Annotated in this window: 17 protein-coding genes; 5 read left to right on the forward strand and 12 right to left on the reverse strand. The window is 56.5% G+C overall.

Annotated elements, in window-relative coordinates; translation table 11 throughout:
- Positions 1–91 precede the first annotated feature (91 nt).
- The 5 genes from D1159_RS12300 (at position 92) to D1159_RS12320 (ending at position 6749) form a co-directional block, all read left to right on the forward strand.
- Positions 92–571: an NAD(P)H-dependent oxidoreductase subunit E gene (locus D1159_RS12300; protein WP_161845959.1), complete on the forward strand. Its 480-nt coding sequence runs from the start codon at positions 92–94 to the stop codon at positions 569–571.
- On the forward strand, positions 568–2442 hold the full coding sequence (locus D1159_RS12305) for an NADH-ubiquinone oxidoreductase-F iron-sulfur binding region domain-containing protein (RefSeq protein WP_161845960.1): 1875 nt from the start codon (positions 568–570) through the stop codon (positions 2440–2442). The genes D1159_RS12300 and D1159_RS12305 overlap by 4 nt, the downstream gene beginning before the upstream one ends.
- A gap of 21 nt (positions 2443–2463) precedes the next feature.
- A complete protein-coding gene (gene fdhF / locus D1159_RS12310; RefSeq protein WP_243152268.1) occupies positions 2464–5163 on the forward strand; it encodes a formate dehydrogenase subunit alpha in 2700 nt (899 codons plus the stop codon).
- Positions 5164–5232: 69 nt separating this feature from the next.
- Complete coding sequence (locus tag D1159_RS12315) at positions 5233–5952, forward strand: formate dehydrogenase accessory sulfurtransferase FdhD (RefSeq protein ID WP_161845962.1); 720 nt, start codon at positions 5233–5235, stop codon at positions 5950–5952.
- Between the two features lie 56 nt (positions 5953–6008).
- A complete protein-coding gene (locus D1159_RS12320) occupies positions 6009–6749 on the forward strand; it encodes an N-acetylmuramoyl-L-alanine amidase (protein WP_161845963.1) in 741 nt (246 codons plus the stop codon).
- 161 nt (positions 6750–6910) lie between these two features.
- On the opposite strand, the gene D1159_RS12325 is transcribed toward D1159_RS12320, so the two are convergent.
- From D1159_RS12325 to D1159_RS12380, 12 genes are all read right to left on the reverse strand, one after another.
- Entirely contained in the window at positions 6911–8605 is a 1695-nt protein-coding gene (locus tag D1159_RS12325; protein WP_161845964.1) for an ABC transporter ATP-binding protein, read from the reverse strand.
- A gap of 25 nt (positions 8606–8630) precedes the next feature.
- Positions 8631–10223 carry a lipopolysaccharide biosynthesis protein gene (locus D1159_RS12330; RefSeq protein ID WP_202621069.1) on the reverse strand — a complete coding sequence of 531 codons (1593 nt, stop codon included), beginning with the start codon at positions 10221–10223 and terminating at the stop codon, positions 8631–8633.
- 15 nt (positions 10224–10238) lie between these two features.
- The gene (locus D1159_RS12335) at positions 10239–11549 is read right to left on the reverse strand and encodes a DUF4832 domain-containing protein (RefSeq protein ID WP_161845965.1); all 1311 of its coding nucleotides are present in this window, start codon (positions 11547–11549) and stop codon (positions 10239–10241) included.
- A gap of 68 nt (positions 11550–11617) precedes the next feature.
- Entirely contained in the window at positions 11618–13924 is a 2307-nt protein-coding gene (locus tag D1159_RS12340) for a hypothetical protein (RefSeq protein WP_161845966.1), read from the reverse strand.
- A 25-nt stretch (positions 13925–13949) separates the two neighbouring features.
- Complete coding sequence (locus tag D1159_RS12345) at positions 13950–14714, reverse strand: glycosyltransferase family 2 protein (protein WP_161845967.1); 765 nt, start codon at positions 14712–14714, stop codon at positions 13950–13952.
- A gap of 20 nt (positions 14715–14734) precedes the next feature.
- A complete protein-coding gene (locus D1159_RS12350; protein ID WP_161845968.1) occupies positions 14735–15931 on the reverse strand; it encodes a glycosyltransferase in 1197 nt (398 codons plus the stop codon).
- On the reverse strand, positions 15906–16304 hold the full coding sequence (locus D1159_RS12355) for a hypothetical protein (protein WP_161845969.1): 399 nt from the start codon (positions 16302–16304) through the stop codon (positions 15906–15908). The genes D1159_RS12350 and D1159_RS12355 overlap by 26 nt, the downstream gene beginning before the upstream one ends.
- A gap of 2 nt (positions 16305–16306) precedes the next feature.
- A complete protein-coding gene (gene pelG / locus D1159_RS12360) occupies positions 16307–17770 on the reverse strand; it encodes an exopolysaccharide Pel transporter PelG (protein WP_161845970.1) in 1464 nt (487 codons plus the stop codon).
- Between the two features lie 104 nt (positions 17771–17874).
- The gene (pelF, locus tag D1159_RS12365; protein WP_161845971.1) at positions 17875–19317 is read right to left on the reverse strand and encodes a GT4 family glycosyltransferase PelF; all 1443 of its coding nucleotides are present in this window, start codon (positions 19315–19317) and stop codon (positions 17875–17877) included.
- A gap of 40 nt (positions 19318–19357) precedes the next feature.
- The gene (locus D1159_RS12370) at positions 19358–21169 is read right to left on the reverse strand and encodes a DUF2194 domain-containing protein (protein WP_161845972.1); all 1812 of its coding nucleotides are present in this window, start codon (positions 21167–21169) and stop codon (positions 19358–19360) included.
- 13 nt (positions 21170–21182) lie between these two features.
- Positions 21183–22235 (reverse strand): hypothetical protein, encoded by a 1053-nt coding sequence (locus D1159_RS12375; protein WP_347563688.1) that lies wholly within the window; start codon positions 22233–22235, stop codon positions 21183–21185.
- Entirely contained in the window at positions 22232–24427 is a 2196-nt protein-coding gene (locus D1159_RS12380; protein WP_347563689.1) for an NAD(P)-dependent oxidoreductase, read from the reverse strand. The genes D1159_RS12375 and D1159_RS12380 overlap by 4 nt, the downstream gene beginning before the upstream one ends.
- Between the last annotated feature and the right edge of the window lie 128 nt (positions 24428–24555).

The raw sequence follows: 24555 nt of genomic DNA on the forward strand, positions 1-24555 counted from the left end.
AATTTTAGTTGCCAAGCCGCCGCAAATGTTGTATTCTAGACAGAGAATTTGTTCCCCACAGCTATGCACCAGGAGACAAGGAGGAGTGCCCATGTTAGATCAGTCTTATTTTTCCAAAGCGGACGGGCTCATCGCCCGCTACGGCAAAAAAAGCAGCGCCATCATACCTGTCCTGGAGGACATTCAGGAGGAATATCGCTATATCCCCCGGGAACTGCTCACCTATGTGGCCGATATGCTCGGCGTCAAGGAGTCCAAGGCCTACAGCATCGCCACCTTCTACAAGAATTTTTCCTTTGAGCCCAAGGGGAAATACGTCATCAAGGTCTGTGACGGCACTGCCTGCCACGTCCGCCACTCGGCCCCCATTCTGGCCGCCATGCAGAAGGAGCTGGGACTGAGCGAGAAAAAGCACACCACCGACGACATGCTGTTCACGGTAGAGACCGTCTCCTGTCTGGGCGCCTGCGGTCTAGCCCCTACCCTTACCGTCAACGACGAGGTCCACCCCAAGATGGATCCGGAAAAAGCCGTGGCGCTGCTGCGGGAATTGAGAGGTGCCGGCGTATGAGTATGACAAACCGAGACGCCCTTCTGGCCCGGCGGGAATCCGCCCAGGAGGCACTGAGCCGCTTTGACTGCCGCATTCTGGTCTGCGCCGGCACCGGCTGCCTGGCCTCCGGCTCTCAGGCCGTCTACGAGACCATGCAGCGGCTGTGCGCCGATCTCCCCAACGTGGCGGTGGAGTGCAGCGGACACGTCTCCCATATCGGGGTGGCCAATACCGGCTGTCAGGGCATCTGTGAGCTGGGCCCCCTGGTTCGCATTGAGCCCTATCACTATCAGTACATCAAGGTCAGGCCGGAAGACTGCCAGGAAATTTTTGAAAAAACTGTCCTCAAGGGTGAGCCGGTGGAGCGGCTGTTTTATGAAAATCAGAACGGAAAACCCTGCCAGCGTCCCGAGGATATTCCCTTCATGGCCGGCCAGACCCGTGTAGTGCTGGAGCACTGCGGCGGTATTGACGCAGTCTCTCTGGACGAGTATATCGCCGTGGGTGGGTACGATGCCCTGTCCAAAGCGCTGTTTGACCTCACCCCCGCCCAGATCATTGACGAGATTGACCGCTCCGGCCTGCGGGGCCGCGGCGGCGGCGGCTTCCCCGCGGGAACTAAGTGGAAGCAGGTAGCCGCCCATACCGAGGCCGCTGTCAAGTACGTAGTGTGCAACGGCGACGAGGGCGATCCCGGCGCCTTTATGGACGGTTCCCTGATGGAAGGCGACCCCTACAAGCTCATTGAGGGTCTCACTATCGCCGGCTATGCTGTGGGTTCCACAGAGGGATACATTTACGTCCGCGCCGAGTACCCCAACTCGGTCTCCCGGCTCAACTACGCCATTGAGCAGGCGGAGCAGGCCGGCCTGCTGGGCGACAATATCATGGGCAGCGGCGTGTCCTTCCACCTCCACGTCAACCGGGGGGCCGGCGCCTTTGTCTGCGGCGAGGGCAGCGCCCTCACCGCCTCTATTGAGGGCAGCCGGGGAATGCCCCGCACCAAGCCCCCCCGCACTGTAGACCACGGCCTCTGGAACGCCCCCACGCTGCTTAACAACGTGGAGACCTACGCCAACGTACCCAACATCGTTCTGCGGGGGGCGGACTGGTTCCGCACCATCGGCTCGGACAACAGCCCCGGCACCAAGACCTTCTCCATCACCGGCGCCATCGCCAACACCGGCCTGATTGAGGTCCCCATGGGCACCACCCTGCGGGAGATCATCTACGACATCGGCGGCGGCATCAAGGGCGGCGGCGAGTTCAAGGCAGTCCAGATCGGCGGCCCCTCCGGCGGCTGTCTCACCAGAGAGCATCTGGACGTGCCCCTGGACTTTGACTCGGTGAAGAACTACGACGCCATTGTGGGTTCCGGCGGCCTGGTGGTCATGGACGAGAACACCTGCATGGTAGAGGTAGCCCGCTTCTTCATGAGCTTCACCCAGCGGGAGAGCTGCGGCAAGTGTTCCCCCTGCCGCATCGGCACCAAGCGGATGCTGGAGATTCTGGAGCGGATTGTGGCCGGCAAGGGCACTTTGGAGGATCTGGACAAACTGGAGGAAATCGCTCAGTTTGTGCGGAAAAACTCCCTGTGCGGCCTGGGCAAGAGCGCCCCCCTTCCCGTAATCAGTACCCTCAAACGCTTCCGTGAGGAGTACGGGGAACACATCTCGCACCACAAGTGCGCCGCCCACGTGTGCCAGGCTATGAAGGTCTACACCATTGACCCGGACAAGTGCATCGGCTGCACCAAGTGCGCCCGAAACTGTCCTGTCTCCGCCATTTCCGGCGCGGCGAAACAGCCCCATACCATTGACGCCGCCAAGTGTATTCGGTGCGGCGCCTGCCAGGCGGGCTGCCCGGTCAACGCCATTTCCGCGGATTAAGAGGAGGGAGTTACCATGAGTTTGATCCATGTCACAATCGACGGCATCCCGGTGGAGGTGGAAAAGGGCGCCACCATTTTGGAGGCCGCCGGGCTGGCGGGGGTGAATATTCCCACGCTGTGCCACATCAAGAGCTTGATGCCTGACGGCTCCTGCCGCATCTGCACCGTGGAGATCGAAAACCGGGGCCGGACCAGACTGGACACCGCCTGCTCCGCCCACTGCGCTGAGGGGGACCAGATTCAAACCCGCTCTGAGGCGGTCGTCAGCGCCCGCCGGGGTATTTTGGATATGCTGCTGTCCAACCACCCCACCAACTGCTTCTCCTGCCCCTCCAACGGCAGCTGCAAGCTCCAGGATTTGTGCTATGAGTATGGGGTAAAGGAGACTTCCTGCCCCGGTGAAATGTCCCAGCTGCCGGTGGACGACTCCAACCCCTTTTTTACCTATGACCCCAACCTGTGCATTCTGTGCCATCGCTGTGTCAACACCTGTCACAAGATTGTAGGCTGCGGCGCCATTGACACTATGGAGCGGGGCTTTGACTCGGTAATCAGCCCCCCCTTCGGCCTGCCTTGGCGGGAGAGTTCTTGTGAATCCTGCGGCAACTGTGTGGCCGCCTGCCCCACCGGCGCCCTTACCTCCAAGCGCAGATGGAACTACCGCCCCTGGCAGGTGGAAAAAAAGGTGCTCACCACCTGTCCCCACTGCGCTGTGGGCTGCCAGTACTACCTGCTGGTCAACGGGGAGGGCAGGATCGTGGACACTGAGGCCTATCACGGCCCGTCCAACCGGGGCCTGCTGTGCGTCAAGGGCCGGTCCGGCTCCTTTGACTTCGTCCAATCCCCGGAGCGGCTGAAATATCCCCTGATCAAAAACAAACAGACCGGCAAGTTTGAGCGGGCCACCTGGGATGAGGCCCTGGATCTCGTCGCCTCTAAATTTATGGAGCTGAAAAAGCAGTACGGCCCTGATTCTCTGGCCGGGTTCGCCTGCTCCCGCTCTCCCAACGAGGACTGCTATATGCTCCAGAAGATGGTGCGCACCTGCTTTAGCACCAACAACACCGACAACTGCGCCCGGGTCTGCCACTCCGCTTCTGTTGCCGGCCTGGCCATGACCTTGGGTTCCGGCGCCATGACCAATCCCATCGCCGACATCACTCAAAGGCCCGATGTCATCATGCTGGTGGGCTCCAACCCGGAGGAGGCCCACCCTGTGGTGGGAATGCAGATCCGCCAGGCGGTTCAGCGGGGGTGTAAGCTCATTGTGGTGGACCCCCGAGATATCGGCTTGGCCAAACAGGCCGACATCCACCTCAAGCTCAGGCCCGGCACCAACGTAGCCTTTGCCAACGGCATCATGAATGTAATCCTCTCCGAGGGACTGGAGGATAAGGACTTCATCGCCCAGCGCACTGAGGGCTTTGAGCAGCTGCGGGACATTGTGAAGGAGTACACCCCCGAGCGGGTGGCGGAGATCTGCCATATCGACGCGGAGGACCTCCGGGCCGCGGCGCTACTGTACGCCAGGGCAGACAGAGCCCCCATCATCTACTGCCTGGGGGTCACTGAGCATTCTACCGGCACCGAGGGCGTCATGTCCATGTCCAATATGGCCATGCTGGTGGGCAAGCTGGGCCGGGAGGGCTGCGGCGTCAACCCCCTGCGGGGCCAAAACAATGTCCAGGGCGCCTGCGATATGGGCTGTATGCCTGGGGACTATCCCGGCTATCAGAAGGTTGACAAGCCCGAGGTTTGGGAAAAATTTGAGAAGGCCTGGGGTGTGCCCCTGAGTCACAAGCCCGGTCTCCACGCCACTGACGTCTTCCCCGCCGCCATTGAGGGCAAAATCAAGGGCCTGTTCATTTTCGGTGAGGATCCGGTTGTCACCGATCCCGATACCAGCCATGTAATCAAGGCCCTGGAGAGCCTGGATTTCTTCGTCCTTCAGGAGCTTTTCATGACTGAAACCGCTCAATACGCCGACGTTATCCTCCCCGGCGCCAGCTACGCGGAAAAGGAGGGCGTGTTCTCCAACACAGAGCGCCGCCAGTGCCGGGTGCGCAAGGCAGTAAACAGCCCCGGCGAGGCCCGGCTGGACACCGACATCTTCATCGATCTGATGAACCGGATGGGCTACCCCCAGCCCCACCTCACCGCCGCGGAGATCTATGACGAGATTGCCTCTGTCACCCCCAGCTTCGGCGGTATGAGCCACGCCCGGCTGGACGCAGGGGAGTACCTCCAGTGGCCCTGCCCCTCTAAGGACCACCCCGGCACCCCCATCCTTCACGTGGGCAAGTTCTCTCGTGGTCTGGGCTGGTTCTATCCTGCGGAGTATGTCCCCTCTGCTGAGCTCCCCGACAGCGAATATCCCTTCATTCTCAGCACGGGGCGCATTCTCTACCACTACAACACCCGCGCCATGACCGGCAAAACTCAGGGACTGATGGAAATCGAGGGCTCCTCTTTTATCGAGGTCAATGAGAAGGACGCCGTCCGCCTGGGCATCGCCAACGGCGACAAGGTCAAGGTGTCCTCCCGCCGGGGCAGCATTACCTCGGTGGCCCGGGTGGGCGCCAAGGTGTCCCCCGGCGAGACCTGGATGCCCTTCCATTTCCCCGACGGCAACCCCAATTGGATCACTAACGCTGCCTTGGACAAGTACGCCCGTATTCCGGAGTACAAAGTCTGCGCTATCCGGCTGGAGAAGGCCTGAGCATAACTACAGCCGCGGGAGCCAAAAGAAGCTCCTGCGGCCTATTTTTTGGATTGAGAGTAACGGTCTATGAGTGAATTTCTCCTGTCTCAATGGCTGCCTGTCACCCGGGCGGAGGGAGACGCCGCCGTCCCCGGCCAGGACGAGGTGGTGGTGGAGCACACCCTCCAGGTGGAGGTAAACGGCGTGCCCTCCTTCTCCCTGTCCTGCTCGCCGGAGTACCTGGAGGAGCTGGTGGCAGGCAATCTATACAGCCGGGGCCTGATCTCCGCTTCGGAGCAGATTTGCGCCCTCTCTCCCGCGCCGGACTGGAGCCGGGTTTCGGTTTCCCTCTCCCCCGCCTGTCCCCAGACGCCGCAGGAGGAACCGCCCCTTACCCTGCCGGCCTCCACAGCCTACTGGCTGATGAGCCAAAACCTCACTGCCTCCGCCCTCTTTCAGCGCACCGGCGGAGTCCACTGCGTCTCCCTCTACTGGCCCGACCACCCCCTCCTCTCCCGGCAGGATCTGGCCCGGCATAATGCGGTGGACAAGGTCATCGGTCACGCTTTGCTCCACGCTCTCCCCCTCAGCCAGGCTGTGCTGGCGGTCAGCGGCCGGCTGTCCGCCGATATGATGGACAAGGCCGCCCGGGCACGCATTCCCATTGTGCTGTCCAAGGGCGCTCCCACCAGCCGGGCTATTCAGATTGCCCAGACGCACCACATCACCCTCACCGGCTTCATCCGGGGGGAACGCATGAACCTCTATACCTGGCCAGAGCGCATCCGCACTGTGCAACACAGCTGAGCCCCTGCACCCTGCCTCCTTTTCCTCATATAATGGGAAAAAGGAGGTAATTTCTTATGCCCATTTTGTACCTTTCCCCCTCAACCCAGGAAAATAATCTGTATGTCAACAGCGGTACAGAAGAAGAGTGGATGAACCGCCTCGCCGATCGGATGGAGCCCTATCTCTCCGCCAGCGGCATCCGCTTTGACCGCAACACACCGGAGATGACCGCCGCTTCTTCCATCCGGGCCTCCAATGATGGAAACTACGATCTCCATCTCGCCCTCCACTCCAACGCCGCCCCAGACAGCCGCTATGGAGAGCTGCGGGGCATCCTGGTCTTCTACTTTCCCGGCAGCACCGAGGGGCAGACCGCCGCCAATCTGGTTGCGGAAAATCTGAAAACTGTCTATCCCCTGCCAAACCTGGTCCAGGCTCGATCCACCACCGCCATTGGAGAGGTTCGCCGGGTCCAGGCCCCCTCTGTCTTCCTGGAGCTGGGCTACCACGACAACCCCGACGATGCCGCCTGGATCAAGAGCAACCTAGACCCCATCGCCCGCAGCATTGTGATGGCCCTGACAGAGTACTTCTCCCTTCCCTTTCTGGAGCCCTCTCCCGCCCGGCCTGCGGTTGTGGACGTAAACTGGGGCTACCTTAATATTCGCGACCGTCCTGACCCCACCGCTCAGATTCTGGCCCACGCCTACGACGGCGCCCCCTTGTCCATCCTGGGCCAGTGGAAAAACTGGTATGTGGTCCAGTTTGACGGACTCACCGGCTGGGCCAGCGCGGACTTTATTACATTGATCTAAAAAGGGGCACCAATCGCCCCAGTGTCCATCCCTGCGAGCCAAAATCGCCCCTGGCTGTGCAAAATCTTTGGAATATCAAAGTATTCCTGCTTCAGCGGCGGTTTTGGCTCGCAGATCTGTATACTTCAGCGATTGGTACCCCTTCATGGCAGACAACTTTTCTACTGTACTCTTACTAATTTTCGGTTTTCCAGACGGTAGACATACTCACATTCGTTGGCCAGATTAAGGTGATGCGTCACCAGCAGAAGCGTCTTGTCCCCTTGTATCTTTCGAATGGAATCCAATACCGCATTTTCCGTATCCGTATCCAGCGCCGCGGTGGCCTCATCCATAATCAAAATCTCAAACTGCTTGTATAACGCCCTGGCCAGTGCAATACGCTGGCGCTGGCCACCGGAAATTGCGGTACCATTCCGGCCAATCAGTGTATCCAGCCCATCTGGCATTTTTTGGACATCCTCCCAAATCTGCGCGCACTTCAGGCACTCAATCAGCCGCGCCTCATCCTCATCCACCATAAAGGCTACATTGCTGCGGATGGTATCATCATTTAAGTAGACAGTCTGGGGAATATAACTGACCACATTTCCAATATCCGCCCGGCACAGACCCTGAGCGTCTTTTCCTTCTACAACGTCAAGATCGTCATACCAGATATGTCCTGACTGCGGATGCAGCAGCCCCAAAATCAAATCTAAAAATGTGGTCTTTCCCTCCCCGGAGGGCCCCACAATGGCGACTGAGCGGCCAGCCGGAATCTCAATCGAGGCGTTTTCAAAAATCTGTTTTCCATTTGGATAGTGAAAGCTCAGATTTTCTACACGAATACCACAGTTCAATGTGACCCGTTTCTCCCGTAAGTTTGCTCTTTCCGCCTGAAGCCGCCGTATGGCGTCATACCGATCCATCGACTCCTTGAGCGCCTTATAATATTCAGACGCATATTGCAGTTCCGTCAATGCCGACGAAATTCGATTGGAAACTGGAAGCAGCCGGCTCAAAAGCGTAATATAAACCACCGCTCCAGGCAGAACCTGGGCTAAATCCACCCCAACCGCCAAAACGACTGCCAGCAGCAGCAGCAATACCACCTGCATGAGGTTTTGGATCACAACATTCTGTGCTCCCTTGAGCAACGTGAAATCCTTCTGTGCCTTGGCGCATTCCTCACTAACTCTGCGATACTTTTCCAGCAGCTTTCCCTTCCGGGAATCAACTTTGAGCTCCTTATAGGACCCATAAGCCACGGATACCAGTCCGGTGGCCCTGATTTCCAGCCTTCGTTTTTTTTCGCCGCAGCGAACCGCATAAACATAGCCAAACAAATAGAATGCCGCCGTTGACAGTGCGATAGCCAGGCAGCTGACAATGCCAATTCCCTGCGCGATATAGATCAGCATCACGGAGTACGCCCCGGCAACCAGCAGGTCAACCGCCAAATCCACATACAAGAAAAGCATACCGGCACAGGCGGCAGGGTCAGTCCGCACACTGCTAATGGCCTGCGCAATACTCTTTTCATTGTGATCCTGCAGCTCTTCTTCCTCATACAGCGCGTAAATTTTTAAGGACCATTTGTGGGCAACATCTACCCTCAACCCGGCGGAGCAGCGTACTTTCAGCAGGTTGAAGACGCCCGCCAGCAAAAGGACGCCGGCAAGCAGCGCAATCTGAACAATCATCTGGTTTGAGAGATTTGACTGAAAAAGCTGCTGAATCACCGGTATAATCCGAGATACGCCAAACAGGTCCACCGCCGGACTGAGCAGACTCAACAGCACAAACAGCACAAAATATTTTCTCTGTGGTTTTTCCAAAAGCTGAATCAGCTTGAAGAATGTTTGCATCGGCATTCTCCTCTCCTATCTGGCTGTTGTCCTAATTTTTTTCTGAGCGTTCAGACTTATTGTCTCCCCTCTTCCGCTTGACCAGAGAGCTCGCCAGCCAGACCATACTTTTAAATTCCTGCCGCCGGACATGGGCGAGCAGAAACACGCCGTTGGTTGTCAGCACACAGATCACAAACCGCAGAATCAAAACGCCGGCCATCCCTCCCGTAACCAAGCCGCAGACGGTATCCACCAGCCACCAGGTGAGCGTAATGACCGCCAGATACACGGCGTATTTCCGGATAAATGGCCCCAGAGGTTTTTTCAGGCAGTGGCGGAAAAACAGGTAAGGCTCCATCCATACCGGCACCAGAAGCATACTCAAAACCGTCCCCATAAAGATGCCGTTCACCCCATAACGCACTCCCAGGAGGATAGAGATGACCAGATTCAGCACAGCCTCTGCCAGCGCCTTGTACCGGTCCAGCCAGAACATCCCCAGCGCGTACCAGAATGTGGTCACTGTCTTCCTCATCCCCTGCAAAAACAGCAGGACGCACAGAAGCAGCACAGTGGAGCGGCCAAACAGATAGTGCGTCCCAAAGCTGAGTGCAATAAATGGGCAGAGCAGCTCATACAGACAGATTGCCGCCAGGCTGTAGATCCACTGACCGGTAAAAAAGGCCGTGTAGAACACCGGCTCCAGCTCATCCCGATCCTCTGTGGTCCCCAAATTGCCGACGCTGGCAGCGATTCCCTGGAAAATCCGGTCCAGTACCTGCCGGACTGAGCTGATGATTAGATAGTAGTTGGAGTAAATCGCCACATTGACAATCCCCGTAAGGCGGGAGAGCAGCAGGTTATCTGTATTATTGATAACCACAGCCCCAAGGCGGTGCAGGGCCAAGGCCCGGATATTCCGGCTGATCTCCTGCTTCTCCTCCCGCGGCAGCTCGTTGTCATTCTTCTCCCGCAGGTAGGGGTACATACGCTCCGCCTGACGGCAAATATACACATTACATAGTATGGTGCCTATAATAATCACCAAAAGATATGCGATATAATTCTTTGTAATAAGCAAAACCGCCATCTGAATACAGACTCTTATCACAAAAAACGTGGTTGACCAAAGAGAGACAATATACTCCCGCTGGTAGGCTGTAATTACACTCCATTTGTAGGTCAGCAAATAGGATACCACTGAATTTCCCAAATACAGCAGATAAATTAGCTTGAGGTGCTCAATGGCGGACAAGTCGCCTGCCAGATGGTGGAGGAAGGGCAGCATTCCCAAGCCGATCACAGCCACAAAAGCCGCCACCCCCAGATACAGCCGCTTATACAGCTTCATCACAGCCTGTATTTTGGGAATGTCATTTTGGGCGGCAGGACGATACAGGGCGTAATTCATAGCCGAGGCAATTCCCAGCTCTGACAGAGCGAGTATGCCCAGAATGTCTGTAAACAGCCCATTGATACCGGCATAGCTCTGGCTCAGCGTATGGGTGAACACAACCCGGCCGGCATAGGCCACCACAACGGAGATTCCTTGGGTGACCATTGCCACAGTGGCATTAATAGCGGAATATTCCGCCCGGCTTCTCTCCTGAGTGTCTTTTTTCGCTCCCCGCTTTCCGATCATTCCGCGCCTCCCCCATCAGTGGAGTATCTGAATCTCCCCCAGAACATAGCCGTTGAGATCCCTGTCCTGCGTGTTGGCCAGCAGGATATTCTCCCCAGAGGCAGGGTCTTTTAGGTCAAGACAGAGCTGATAAGAACCCTTCGGCAGTCCCTCAACAGAGACGGCCGCCCGGATTTCCGAGGTCTTTTCCGTATCCCGCCCGCCGGTGAGCGTCCGCAGGCTATGCTCTGCCGGGTACTGCCCTATCAGGCGGCCCTCCCCGTCCCGCAGGGTGAGAATTACCTCCGGCTCCGCATACAGCGGGGCAAACCCCGCATTTTGGACGATAACCTTCACATTTACCTGCCGCCGCAGCAGATCCTTCCGCAGCGCCGCCTCACGGATAAACAGCCGGTAGCCCAGACGCCGCTCGACATAGGACAGGCCGTCCATCTCATGGAAGCAGCCCTCCTCGCTCACCCTGGCGTCCGCCCATTTTTTCAGTACCCCGGCGTCATAATCCTGATTCAAATAGGTAACCCGCATCTGCTCCAGGTCCTGTACCGCGTTCTCAAAGTCGTTATATGGATTTTCCACTACCACCTCGCCGCCGTTGGGAACACTGCGGCACAGGATCTCCTGAAACGCCAGCTCCTGGACCCGGGTCCGGCGCTGATCTGCCTGGGCCGCCATGTCATAGGTACCCAAATCGCCCTCACTGCCCATGATTCCATCGTTAAACAGCCCCAGCCGTACCGCCAGACGGAGGTCAGCCCCGTCCCCGGTAATCAGCCGCCACTGGGCCGGTGTACGCACGGACAGCCAAGCCCCGGTGGCCCCGGCCAGCGTCTGGGCCAGAAGGCGCAGCTCAGCGGCGGACTCATAGTCTGTATTGTGCATCTCCCCCCAGTCCCCCACAAAAAGGCCCTGCAAGGTGAATATCTTCTCCTCATACCGGCGGAGGAGCTCCCCCACCTGCTCCATATGGCGGAGAATCACCTCCAGACGTTCCGGCTCTGTCTGCCGGTTTTTTCCCTCGCAGTCGTAGAGAAAGCGCACTATCAGCTGTTTGTCCCCTGCGCATAGAGCGCGCAGCAGGGCGTCAAGATTTTGCAGTCCGGCAGGACTGATTTCCCCCTCCCGGTACTCCATCAGGTTGATCTCCACCAGCGCCAGGGTGGTGTCTGTGTCCCAGCTGTAAAACTTCCCCACCAGAGCGGGATAGTCCATCTCCTCATCGGTGATCTGAAACCCGTAAATCCGGTAAAACCCTCGGTTCGGGTTCGCCAGCGGCCGGTTGGATTCCTCAAAATCCCCCGCCCGCACTTCCACGCTCCGCAACTCCATCCACCCCCCACAGACAACCAGGAACAGCAGCAGGCCCACAACGGCAGCAATGCAGCTACGTATCCGCATCAATCTTTTCCATGAAGGGCCAGATTAAAGGGAGAATGCGGGTTTTGGTGGAAGTAGTAGCAAACAAAACTGTCATCCTCATAGTATACGCTCATTTCATTGGGGTAAAGCTCTATGAACCGCTGGCACCAGTAATAGGCTTTCGATTCAATAATGGTACGGCTTTCCCAGTTCGTATAGCATTGAAATGGAACAGGAAGATCCATCAATTCTTTCTCCGCTTCCTCTTTGGAAATCTCAGAGGATTTGACATTTGGTGCTTGGCTCCCCCATTCTCCCGCGTGTTTTTCCAAAGCTAACCAGGATGGACCCGTAAAAAAGTATCTTTGTGCATACTCCAACGGTCTTTTCTCTACAAAAATGAATACATACTCCGAAGGAAGGAAGTATCTCTCCTCAGCAGTCTGTCGAATAAAAATTAGCAGCTCTTCATGCCACCCGTTTTCAATTCCCTGATAAAGACTATCTGTTGGTGATACCACAGTATACGAAAAATCGGGATAGGTGTTGATAATACTCTCCATAACCTCTACCGCGATACGATAGCGACTCAGTTCATAGTACAGATACCCATGATAATTTTTCTCACTGGATGCCCATACACAAATGGCTAAGAGAGCAAAAACGGAAATCCCGCGAAGTACAACAGTTTTCAACCAGACCGCCAAAAGGATGAATACAAAATCTAACGGAATTGCCGCCACCGCAAAAAACAAAATTCTCTGGGTACTGGCTATACGCACACCGGAAATTAACTCTGGAATACCTAAGTACGGCGCAATGTATACTAGCATTAAAATGAAAAACATTATCACCAAAAGGAAATATCCATCAAGCCAGTTTAGATTAATCCCCTCTTTTCCTGTCCAGTCTGCTATTGTACCTTTTAGTAGATGTATAATAAATTTCAGCAATAGGCAGACCAACAAAATAACCGGGAGTAGAATAACGTAAAACGTAGTCCGTTCTGTTCCGATTACTTCCGCATATCCTCGACATAATATTTGAAATCCCTTGCCCAATGCGGTACCTATCTTATTTCCAGATGGTAAGGGATGTTCACCCTGTTGGGACTGTCCTACATGTTCCGTCTCCTGCCAAATCTGACGTGACTCCTCGCCAGTTCCCTGAATTACATTCAGGGCCCAGCCCATTGAACCCTGAAATTTGATACCAGACGCCAGCGCTCCCATCATAGGAGTTACCGCAATCAGCACTCCGCATAATACGGCTAATGCCAAAGACAAAAACCGTTTCTTAGAAAATACTCTCCGTAAGTAAAATATAGATACCCCAAGGCACATAAAAAAGGCCGTAATTGTTGGATAAAAATGGGAGGCAATTGTTGCCGCTAACGCCATCATAAAGAGAAACAGATTTGGTTCCAGAAAGAAACCAGCCAACCGCCCACTTCCAAACGGTTTTTGAACTTCCCTTGCCCTTAAATAGCGAATGAAGTACATAACACAAAGCATCTGCGGCGCAAAGCCAAACTCCTGGGGGAGGGTAAATTGTAGACGTGCCATGCCAGTAACTTCTACCCCACCTATGGCAACAAGTAGTATAAAAGCAGCCAGCATCAAAATAGGTGTATACCGCCAGCCAAAAAGTTCCCGGCACAAACAGTAGGAGGCAATCAAAAAAACTACCCCCTGTATGCTTCCAAAGAATAGCACCAGACTAAATATCTGTACACCCAATACGGTATTGATGGTATAGAGCAAACAGTGCATAGCTTCTGGATAAATTCCTCCAGAAAACGGTTGCCCTTCCATAAGCCCATAGCACCAAGAATGATGAACGTACTGATCTCCAAAACCATAACAGCAGGTCTGAAACGCTCCCCAGGAGAGGTAAATCAGGGCGTATACCGCAACGCCCCCCAGCAGCAGGTATTCCATCAGATGGGGCCGTATTGAGCGCCACAGCCGCCGCGCACGGTCCGCCGCGGCCCAAGCCAGCCGCTTGAACAGCAGCTTGAACCGAAACACCAACAGCCTGTCGGCAAAGGACACCGCCTTTTCCTCTGTCACACCCAGCCGCCGGTACAGCAGGATGAGCGGGACTCCCCAGAACACGGTGCGCACAACCCATTGGTTCAAAATGTGAAGCAAGCCCAGTCCCAGCACCACGGTATTAATCAACACTGTCTGTACTGTGACGCAGAAACTGAACTGATAGAGCATGGACTTCCCGCTCAAATGACGGTTAAACACAAGCCGGGGCCACAGAAATTCCACCACTAAATAGCCCAGCAATACCTTGATGAATTCTAAAATCCAGTATGGCGTGTTTGTAATATCCAAGCGATCACCCTCTTCCCCGGTATTATCAAACCTGCCTGTCTCTTGTTCCGATCTTCAAAAACTTGATGCGGAACGCAATGGCCAGTGTACTCAGCAGCATCCGGATCATGTACCACAAAGGCCGCAGCCCGGAGTGAATGCTCTTCCCCGCTGTGCGGGGGTGCATCACGGCGGGCGCCTCCACCACCCGGAACCCCAGCAGCAGCATCTGCATCAGCATGTTGGCGTCCGGGTACTTTGTGTCGAAATTATTATATTGGGCAAAACAGGAAAACGCCCTTCTGTTCAGGCCCTGCAGGCCGGTGGTGGGGTCGGTAATCACCTGTCCCGTCATCAGCCGGATGAGGATCCGGAACATTTTATGGGCCAGCCGCTTGGCCGGAGACAGCGTAAAGTCCCTGGCACCCGCCCAATACCGGGTGCCCAGCACAAGGTCCGGGCGAACGCCTTCCCTGTCCTGTTCCACAAGCCGGTCGTAGATGACTGGGATATTGCAGGGATCATGCTGTCCGTCCGAGTCCATTTGGATCACATACTGATAGCCCGCCCAGACCGCATATTTATATCCCACCTGCACCGCGCCCCCATAGCCCAGGCAAAACACATTATTTATCGAATGGTAGCCCCGCTCTGTGATAATCCGGGCCGTGGCGTCTTCTGAGGCGTCGTTGATAATAAGCACATCCGCCATCTGGGGAATGCCCTCCACCTCCATTTGGTCCAATAGGCGGGGAAGGTTTGCCTCCTCATTGTGGGCAGGCATGATAATCAGAAGCTCCCGCTTCTCCATAGGCTGGGCCCTTCTTCCGTTCAAAATTCCAGCAGCTTTACAATTTCCTTTTGGGTGGCGGTCTGTTTTGCCATGGCGGCCCGGCCAAGACGCTTACGCCGGGTATCGTCGCTGAGCAGAACCCCAATCGACTGAGCAATGGCGCCCGGCTCCAGGGAGCACAGCAGTCCGTCCTGATTCTGGACAATCTGAATACGGTTGCCGCTGACGTCGGAGGCCACGATGGGACAGCCCAAGGTCTGTGCCTCCTGAATGGCAATGCTCCGCCCCTCAAACCGGGTGGCATGGATGTAGATATCTGCCTGCGCGTAATATGGGTAGGGGTTTTCTACCGCCCCCAGGAGCACAAAATCCTTCTCAAGCCCCAGGGCGGCGATCTTCCGCTCCAGCTTTCCCCGCAGGTCCCCCTCCCCCAGCACATACCACCGGGCCTGATAGCCGGCGTCCTTGAGCAGCTTCATGGCGTCAATGGCAATCTCAAACGCTTTCTGATAGGTGAGCCGCCCCACACTGAGCAGGCGCATCCCGCTGTAGCCGTCGGCAAAGCCCCCCGGCTCCTGCGCCCGGTGGCGGATTTTCTCCTGGTTGACCAGATTGGGCAGCTCCTGCACCCTGTCCCGGCACTCGGGATATACTCGCAGAAAGGGTTCCCTTATTTCCTCAGACACCAAAAAAATTTTCTGGAACTGTGCCCAGCAGTTCTGATCCATTGCCCGGGTGTATCCGCTTTTCTCATAGTCGATGTGGACCACGGCCAGCTTCTTCTTTGCCCGTACGTAATCCGCCACAAAGTAAGCCGCGCCGCCCTCAATCCAGGCCACCGCCGTGTCGTATTCCCGCTCGGGCCGGACCGCCCCGTCGGACACCACCCGCCACAGCAGCTTATCCAGCCGCAGACGGCGGCGGCGGAGCATCGGCGGCAGGGCCCGCAGAACGCTGCCCAGCTTGCCTGCCCAGTTCCCGTTCCGAAAGAAGCTGGAGGCCACCGCAGCGGCCAGCATCCGCCGTCCGGCGGCGTCCTGTACCGACCCGCTGTCCACTCCGCCGTTCAGCAGCCGCACATGTTCCGGCACCTGTGCCATCAGCTCTCCCCGGCCCAGCAGGACATAGAGGTCAATGGTGCAGGTCCCGCTGTCCAAAGTGTCCAGCAGCTCCAGAAGGGCCCGTTCCGCCCCGCCCACCCCCAGGGTGTTAATGACAAACAGTATGTTCTTCATGGCCCTCCCCTATCTCAGCGGGGTCTGTGTCCTCCCACCCCTTCTGCTGCCTGTGCTCCGCCAGCAGAAGAGACACCATCATGGCCAATTCCTGATTTTCCGTTATCAGTTTTGAGAGCATCAGACAAATCCGAAACGCCCCCACCAGGCCGGCCGCTCCCACGCAGAGCAACGCAATCCCTGTCCACATGGAAATGAGATCAATCCATCGGGACAGCACCGGAACCGCTCCTACCGTTACAATCGCCAGACCCAGCAGACACCAGACCGCCGCCAGATCTGACGTCATCTTTTTCCCGGCATGGAACCGGAAGCTGGCGGCCATCAGCAGCAGCCCGCTCCCTACGATCACCCCTCTTATCATAACTGTCATCTCTATGCCGTCCCCTCTCTCTTCTCCGCTCTCTGCTGATACACCTGAGTTGGGAGACGCTTCCCCCGGCCCCGTTTTACCAGCCTGCCCTGGCAGAATACCTGTCTGTCCATGTGCCGTTCTGTCCAGCGCAGCCGGAAATATCCCACTGTCCAGCCTGTAAAGGAACCCGCCACCACGCCGATCCCATACCAGATTTCCGGCAGGTGTGTCGCCGCCAGACTGCCCAGGAATGTAACCAGACAGAAGCTCACCGCAGTGAATATGGCCCCCCACATATCTTTAAAGTAGTACAAAAACAGAATTTCCGCGTACATTTGGAACAGAATGAAGTATCCCGCCGCCAAGCAGGGGTAGATCCGCATGATCATCCCCGCAAACCCGAAGCGAGGCAGCACCACCACAAAGAGCAGATACACCACCACGGAGATGATGAACTGAAGCCGCGCCAAATCCATCAGCTGGTTGGCAATCTCCCGGAACATTTTGCGCTTGGCGTTGCGAATATCCGACAACCGGCCGCCGATCACCGCCTCAGAATAGGCCTTATAGCGGTCATGGAAGAACATCTCCACCCGGGCGATAAAGATAACCGTGGCGGAAATATTGGTGAACATGGCCAGACAGGACGCCATGTCATAGGGCTGGTTGCAGACAAAGGACCTGGCCACTACCATGCGCATCTCCGTAGTCCAAAATACAAAGTTGTGGATGTACAGCCCCAGAGTATAGAAGAGATAGACCGCCACCAGATGCCAGTACCGTCTGAAATACCCCAGCACCGGCCAGAACCGGTTGCTGTTTTCCACGAAATACCGCCGGACGGAGCCGTACTCCAGCACCGCAATCACAAAAAAGCCAATCGTCATGGAGAACAACATGCTCTCCGTAATGCCCCAGCCCACCCAGAAATGGAGTATCAGAGCGAGCACAAAGCAAACCGTCATACCCACAAGGAAGAACAGCGATATCCTTCCATAATCTTTGCAGATAGACAGGTAGAGCATGGAGTAGAAGACCAGCACCAGGCAGATAAATCCACAGAAGCCGGTGAACACATAGGCCACCGGCACTTCCCCCACAAAGTGCTCCCACAGGCAGAAGGGAATGCCCAGCAGGCAGCTGAAAAAAATGTTCAGCAGCAGCCCCACATAGAAGCAGGGCAAAATATCCTGATAGCGCTCCTCAAAGATGGCGTCCTGCATATACTTGGACAGCACGGAGTTAAAGGGCGCGGCGGAGAGCAGAGCAAAGATGAAAATATATAAAACTGTGCAGGAGAACAGCTCCCTGGTGTAGTAATCCAGGGTATCAAACCCCAAAATCCACTCCATCAACAGCAAGACGCCAATCACCAATACCATGGGCGCCACTGTTAGACAGGAGCCGTAGGCCACACCCGCCAGTCCTGCCGTAAGGGATCTTTTCTGAAAAAACTTGTTCAGTCTGACGCCAATGCCAGCCATCTTTTCCGCCTCCTTTCTCATTCCCGGCCAGTAGTCCCGTTTGCCGCCTCTCAAAAGCTGTCTTCGGCAAAGCCGTTAAGAACCACGGCGGTTGGTACAGCTTCTCAGCTTACGCCCGCTGTCTGCCGGTTCCTGTCTCTCTCCTTCTGGAAAAAGTCCTTGTAAATGCGCTGATAGGTCTCGTACATCTGTTCACTCCGATACTTGGCGGACACCCGCTGGTATCCGGCCTCCCCCATTTTCCGGCGGTCCTCCGGGCGGTGGGCCAGGTAGAGGATCGCCTGGGAGATCTCCTCCAGATTCATGATATGGGTGACAATACCTGCCGCACCAAAGCCATCCCCTTCTCCCATAATCAGCCCGCGGCAGTTTCCCACATCTGTGGCAATGACTGGCCGGTGGGCGGCAAAGCTCTCCAGAATGGTCAGGGGCTGGCCCTCACTGATGCTGGTGAGGATGGTCATATCCATTCTCCCCAGGTATTCCTTAACATTGATTCGCCCGGTAAACACCACGTCGTCCTGAAGGCCCATGTCCTCTACCAGCTCAAAGCAGTCCTGGGCGTACTGATCGCCCTCCTCCCAGGGTCCCATAATCCACAGCTTCAGCGCAGGCTCCCGCTCTTTAGCAAAGCCAAAGGCCTGGATCATAGATTTTACGTCCTTAATGGGGGTGAGCCGCAGCACCGCTCCCACATTGATCCAGCCCTCGTCTTCCTCCGTCCTGCCTGGGATATCCTGAAAATCCTCCACCCGAATGCCGTTAGGGGTAACTAAGGTCTTCTCCTCCGGGCAGTCTAACTCTATTTGGAGAAGCCGGGCCTCCTCGTACAGGCTGGTCACCAGATCCGCCCGGTCATACGCCAGCCGGGACATCTTTCGGAACTGGTGGATCCACACATTTTTATACAATCCCTGCACCCACTTTGCCTTGACCAGCTCCTCCTCCCGTTCCCGGGTATAGATGCCATGCTCAGAAATCATAAGCGGACAGCCGTACAAATATTTGGCCACGCTGCCCAGCACCCCGGCATAGCCGGTGGACAGGCAGTGATACAGGTCAGCCTCGGGCAGCTTCATCTTCAGCGTGAAAAACAGGGGCAGGTAGATGGATCGCATCATCCAAAGAAAGTCAGAAAACACCACCTGGCTGTAATTGAGCTGATAAAATTCCTCCACAGCGTGGAGAAAGTCCTCCCCCATGAGCAAACTGTTCAGAGAAGGGCGCTTTTTCTGAAAAAAGTTGATGAGCGTCTCCCAGTCTATCCGCTGATCCAGCAGCAGGCTGCGCAGGGCGTTATACTCCGTGCGCTTGATCCGCCCCCTCCGCCGCCTGCCCCAGTCGGTATCCTGAAGATACAGCTCATGTACCTCGGTCACATTGTCCGGCAGGGTATACACAAATTTTCCCCGCTGAGAGTGATCCGGTATAATCGTCACAATCATGAACTCGTGCTCCGAAAAGGACTGGATGATGCTATGCACCCAGCTGGACACGCCGCCCACGGCATAGGGGTAGCACCCCTCTACTACGATACAAATGCGCATAGATCCCTCTCCCCCTGCTGGTCTGTTGGAACATTTCCGGTCAGTCCGGATACTCCGCACCCAGCGTCACTGTCACACTACGCTCCTGGGTTTCGAGCAAATAGACGCCTTTCTCCACCTGACGGGGGCTTCCACCCTCCACATTGACAACCGTTCTGCCTGGAACGCGCAGGAGAAACCACGCCGGCCCGCTGCCGCTGTGCTGGATAGATACCTGAGTTCCTTCATAGCTGTAAGCATAATCCAGCGCGAGAAAGTCCCGGATACGCCCATCACACTCAGAAACCGTAGTGGCGTCGAAGGCTTCGAACTTTTTCCAACCGCCAGGTACATTAGAAGTCAGCCGCTGGGACAGTACGTCCCAGGTGTCGTCCTTGCTGCTGGGATACACCGGCCGGGCGGCGTCCACCATTACACTGGTGTACCCCAGCGCCGTCTCCAAGCTCCGCACCCGGAAATCCGCCATAAAGGTGTGTTGAAATCCGTCGGTAACGGCCATCTGCCGGGTGACCTGCTCCGCCTGGTAGCCCACCACCTGGCTGCTGCCATCGTAGGGCACCGCCACTGTGCGCATCATGAACAGATCGCCCCAGCCCAAGACTTCCGACAGCTCCTGCTCCGTCAGATCCCCGCCGTAGAGAGAGGTAAACGGGTACTCCAGCCCGGCAAAGTTCATGAACTCAAAATCCGCCGCCAGACGGCTGGTAACAGGGGTATCGGACACGCTGCCGGCGGACAGCCCCGGCTCTGCCCCCAGCTCATTGAGCAGCTTCATGTAATAGACAAAACGTCTCTCGTCCGGCCGGCGGTCGTCGTCATAGTCAAACTGTACGGACATCATACAGGACAGGCCCAAATTTCCCCGGTGATAGATTGCGGTGAGATCCGGCCACAGTACATCCTGATACAGTCCGCGCATGGACATACTATAATACCGCTGCAGGGCGGCGCCGTTCTCCGAAGCCAGGCCCGGATAATTGGCAACCACCAGATTTTGGGCATTTATCACTGGATAGACGCTGCAGCTATTGGTCTCCGACGCCATGGCGGACAGAATCCCCAGCCCAGCGGCGTCCTCCATATACCTGCCGTTCACCGCGAACACATAAGCGCCGCCCAAGCTCCGCCGCCAGATCACGGCAGGGTGATTCTCGACCTTTTCCTCCCCGGTGGGGAGCCCCTTCATGTACACCTTTGTACCGTAGTCCAGGATATACCAAGGCATTTCCAGCTCCAGATCCTGGCGCCACTCATTTTTCTCCTGATCCGTGCTCCGGTAGATGATCTCCCCGCCCAAAAGAAAGCCCTCATATAGATGAAGGCCCTCCACCACGGTACGCTGGGCGCGGACCTCATAGATTCCCAACAGCTCCCGCAGAGCCTGATTTTCCTGGATGACAGAGGGCCCCGGCAAAGTTGCCAGCACCAGATTCGCCCCAGCCCCGGCCCAGTCCAGCAGTGTCTGGCATGTGCTGTCATTCCAATTCATCCCGGCACCGTCCAGCACCATCAGCTCTGGGACTTCCGCGCCTGGCGCATACTGCGCCAAATGCGTACTGGTGTGAAAGCCTCTCTTTGTGTAGGCCGCCCAGCTGGCCGCAACCTGTCCGGCGGCGCTGTCCGCACTGCCGACAAACATCACCCCCGGCCGTGTGGTCCCCCAGGGTGTCTCTCCACTCAGATTGTCCGGCGTGAATACACTGCTTTTGGACGCCAGGCTTGACAAATCCACTGCGTTTTCGTTGTCCCCATAGTCGTTCCACAGTTCCAGCGCTACATTGGTGAACTGGAACATAAATAATACGACAAACATAATCACCGCGATTGAGAAGAAGTTCCGGCGCGATACCATTTGTCTCCTCCCGCTACGCCCCTGCCGCCTGTGTCTCCTGCTTCGGGGCGCTCTCTATCTGAATTCTTTGATCTCCAAATACCTTGATCAGCTCCAGCGTCTCCTGGTCAATGACGACCTTGGACTGCTTCAAGGCGGACATGGTGGTAAAAAACGCCTCCCGATCCTTCGTTGAAAAGTACAGCTTCAGCCTGCACGTATAGGCCGCCAGACAGTCCGGATACTGTTCTACCAGACGCCGGCACCACTGCTCCGCGCTGTCAAATTCCCCTGCCTCCATAAGACGCAGGCAGACGCTCTCATAGTGGGCCACGGTGAGCTGGGCGGCATCCTTGCCAAAAAGGGACTCCGCCGCTGATGCCATCACCCGAACCTGTTTTTTCTGCTCCAGTCCCACAAACGCCCCTTGCTTGAGGAAGCCGTCCATATAGGAGAGCAGCTCCAGCTCTGCAGCCGTCTGCTCTTCCTCCTCTTCCGCCATTGTCCGGCATAGCCGCCGCACTCTGTCGCGGAACTCATCCAGCTCTCCGCTGAGGACCGACGCGGCGTAGTGGGCGGTTTCCGGATCCTCGCTGTTCAGCGCCAGCAGAATAACCCCCAGCGCCGAGCGCACATCCCCGCGGATGGTATTCATCATGACCATACGCAGATCCTTTCCCTTGTTCAGAAACAGGGCCTCCTCCAGGGGGATCATGTCCCGCTCCCGTTCCTCGTCGGCCTTCAGATGGGTTTTCACCCGCTCCTTGCTGAACACCACATCCTCCAGGTGGGGCTGCATCCACAGCGGCAGACGGAACAACACATAGGACAACACAAAGAACAGCGGCCCCACCACCGGGCACAGCACCATTATCAAAAAGCGCACCAGATAGGTCCGGCGGTTGTCATGGCGCACCTCCACCTTGGCCTTGCGCTCCTTCCTGGTCCGCAGGGGGGAGACGATCAGCGCCCCCACCAGCAGGTAGAGCACTGCCACCACCAGATTCACCAGCCACACAAGGACAAACATCCGCTCTTCCCATGTCAGGTTTGTCAGCCTTGCGGCTATCAAATCTATCAAGTTCACAGTGCTACCTCCTTGAGCAGGCTGCTGTTGTACCCGGCAGCCCGGAAGCGCTCCATCACAAGGCCAGCGTTTTCTTCGTTGGTATTGGACAGGAGTATATACACCGTGTCTCCCCCGTCGGACCCCATATAGTCCGACTGGCGGATCCCCTCGCTCAGGGCGGACACTACGGCAGACCGGCTTTTGCCGGACACCGGAATCTCCAGCAGGGCGCATTCAGTCAGTCCCTGATCCCGTGCCCGCAGGAACGCCCCTGCCAGCTGACGGAAGGCATCCCCGGCCATCAGCCGGGTCCCATCCACATACCGCTGGCTGCTCAGCGCATCCAGATACCGGGTAGCCCGCACCACTGCAGATTGGACCATCTGTCCAATTACCGCCAGCCGGTTGGCCTCCGCCATAGTCATGCGCTGCCAGGGAATGCCCCAGAGCATGAAAATCAGCTGCATTTCCTCCCCGCTGTAGACCGCGCTGGCCATCAGCGGAAGCTTCTCCTGCATGGTCTTGTTGATAAACACCCGCCGCTCCTTCAGCTCACGATACATCTCGGTCATGGCGGAGTATTTAATGGAGTTCCCCAGGCTCCTGGCCTCCCGAGAGATCGAGGAGAACAGACGGGCATAGTCCCGGTTGGCCACGGTATAGATAGCCGCTCCCCCACACTCCATCAGCTGAGCCAGCGTCTGCACCGCGGTAAAGAGGACCTCCTCCGGGGCCTGCCGCTCCAGAATGGAGGTAATATCATAGATCTTACCCAGGCTGTCTTTTTGGTTTACCAGCTGAACCTCAAAGTTCTCCTTCATCCGTACATTGCTGTCGTTGATCTCGGTAAGATCCTCCAGCCGGTTCTCCAGGTATGCGATCTCATCCTGGCTCTCCTGCTTTATGGTGTGGAGCTGATCTTTTATGTAACCCACTACCATACCCACAATAAAAATCTGAGCCATCCATACATAGAGGTTAAAATCCAGCAGCACCTCAAATCCGCTGCGGTAGTACATCTGCTGTAAACAGTACCCTGCCGATGCCAGCAGACCCGACAATACCGCCTGCCGCTGCCCCAGCGTCACCGCGAACAGCAACACATACAGCAGGAAAAAATCCACCCGGTCGAAAAAGCCATTGCCTGCGGTATAGTGGTTCAGAAAGAACACCCCGACAAAGCACAGAATATTCTCCACATAGGGGACCAGCGCGGCCAGTATAACCCGGACCCGGTGAAGCAGCCGGGCCGCCCAGCTGCCCCCGGCATCCTCTGCCTGGATAAAGGACTCCCGGTGGCGCTTCATAAACTGGGCCACCTGCTTGACGCCCTCGGGATAGTGCGTGAAAATTTTCTGTCCCAATTTCTCCGCGAAAGCGGACCCGTCCAGAACCACCCGGTGGACCTCGCCCACCGACTCCTCCACGACCTCGACTCCCTTGCCCATGGCATCCTGGATCAGCTCAGCCAGCTCCACACCGTTGATCTCCTCCATGGCAGAGATATGGTAGACCGGCTGGGCCAGCTCCGGAGCGGCAATTGCCTTGTAAGACAGCTCCGCCGCATCCTTGACAAAGAGCATAGAGAACACGTCCCGGTCGCTGGCGAAGATTTTCCCGCTCTTCAGCGCCTGCATACACATAACACCGCAGGGATCCGCCTCCGGGCGCCCTTTCTCCGGCACGCAATACAGGTGATCCAGCCGCAGGATCCGGATGTCCAGCCCCTGGTTCTGACGGTAGTTGGCACAGATCTCCTCACCCTGGGCGATGGCCATGCTCCGCAGATTCTTGGGGGCCGGTTTCCAGGACTCCGGCAGGTTTTGAGGAAAGGAGCCGGAAAACACCTCCTGCGAGGAAAAATAAATGAACCTCCCCCTCCCCAGCATGGAGTAGGCGGTCAAAATGTTGATAAGGGCCGCCGTATAGCGTACCGACTCCTGCCGGGCTTTCTGCCAGTTGAAGTGACTGTCCCAGGCGCCGGCAAATATGGTGATATCTGGCTTAATACTGTCGTAAATATCCTTTACACTGTCGTTATCATAAGAGAAGTTATATTTTTCAAACACACGTTGCCGCAGATGCCTGCTTTCCCTCTGTCCGGTGAGCAGATAGACCCTGTCGCCGTTTTTGTTCAGCCTGTCTATCAAAGCCTCTACCAGCCGGCCGTTTCCTATCAATAAAACCTCCATATCCTCCCACTTTCTCACCTGCCGCCCTGCGGTTGGTGTCCTTAATGAAGCTGTTCAGGGACAAATCCATTTACGCCTTAAAATCAGGCGACTTCCCTGTCAGTCTCCACAACGTTGTTACCGCTGTGGACAGAATATGTGTTTTG

Source organism: Pseudoflavonifractor sp. 524-17 (genome assembly GCF_009935845.1).
Taxonomy (GTDB): domain Bacteria; phylum Bacillota; class Clostridia; order Oscillospirales; family Oscillospiraceae; genus Pseudoflavonifractor_A.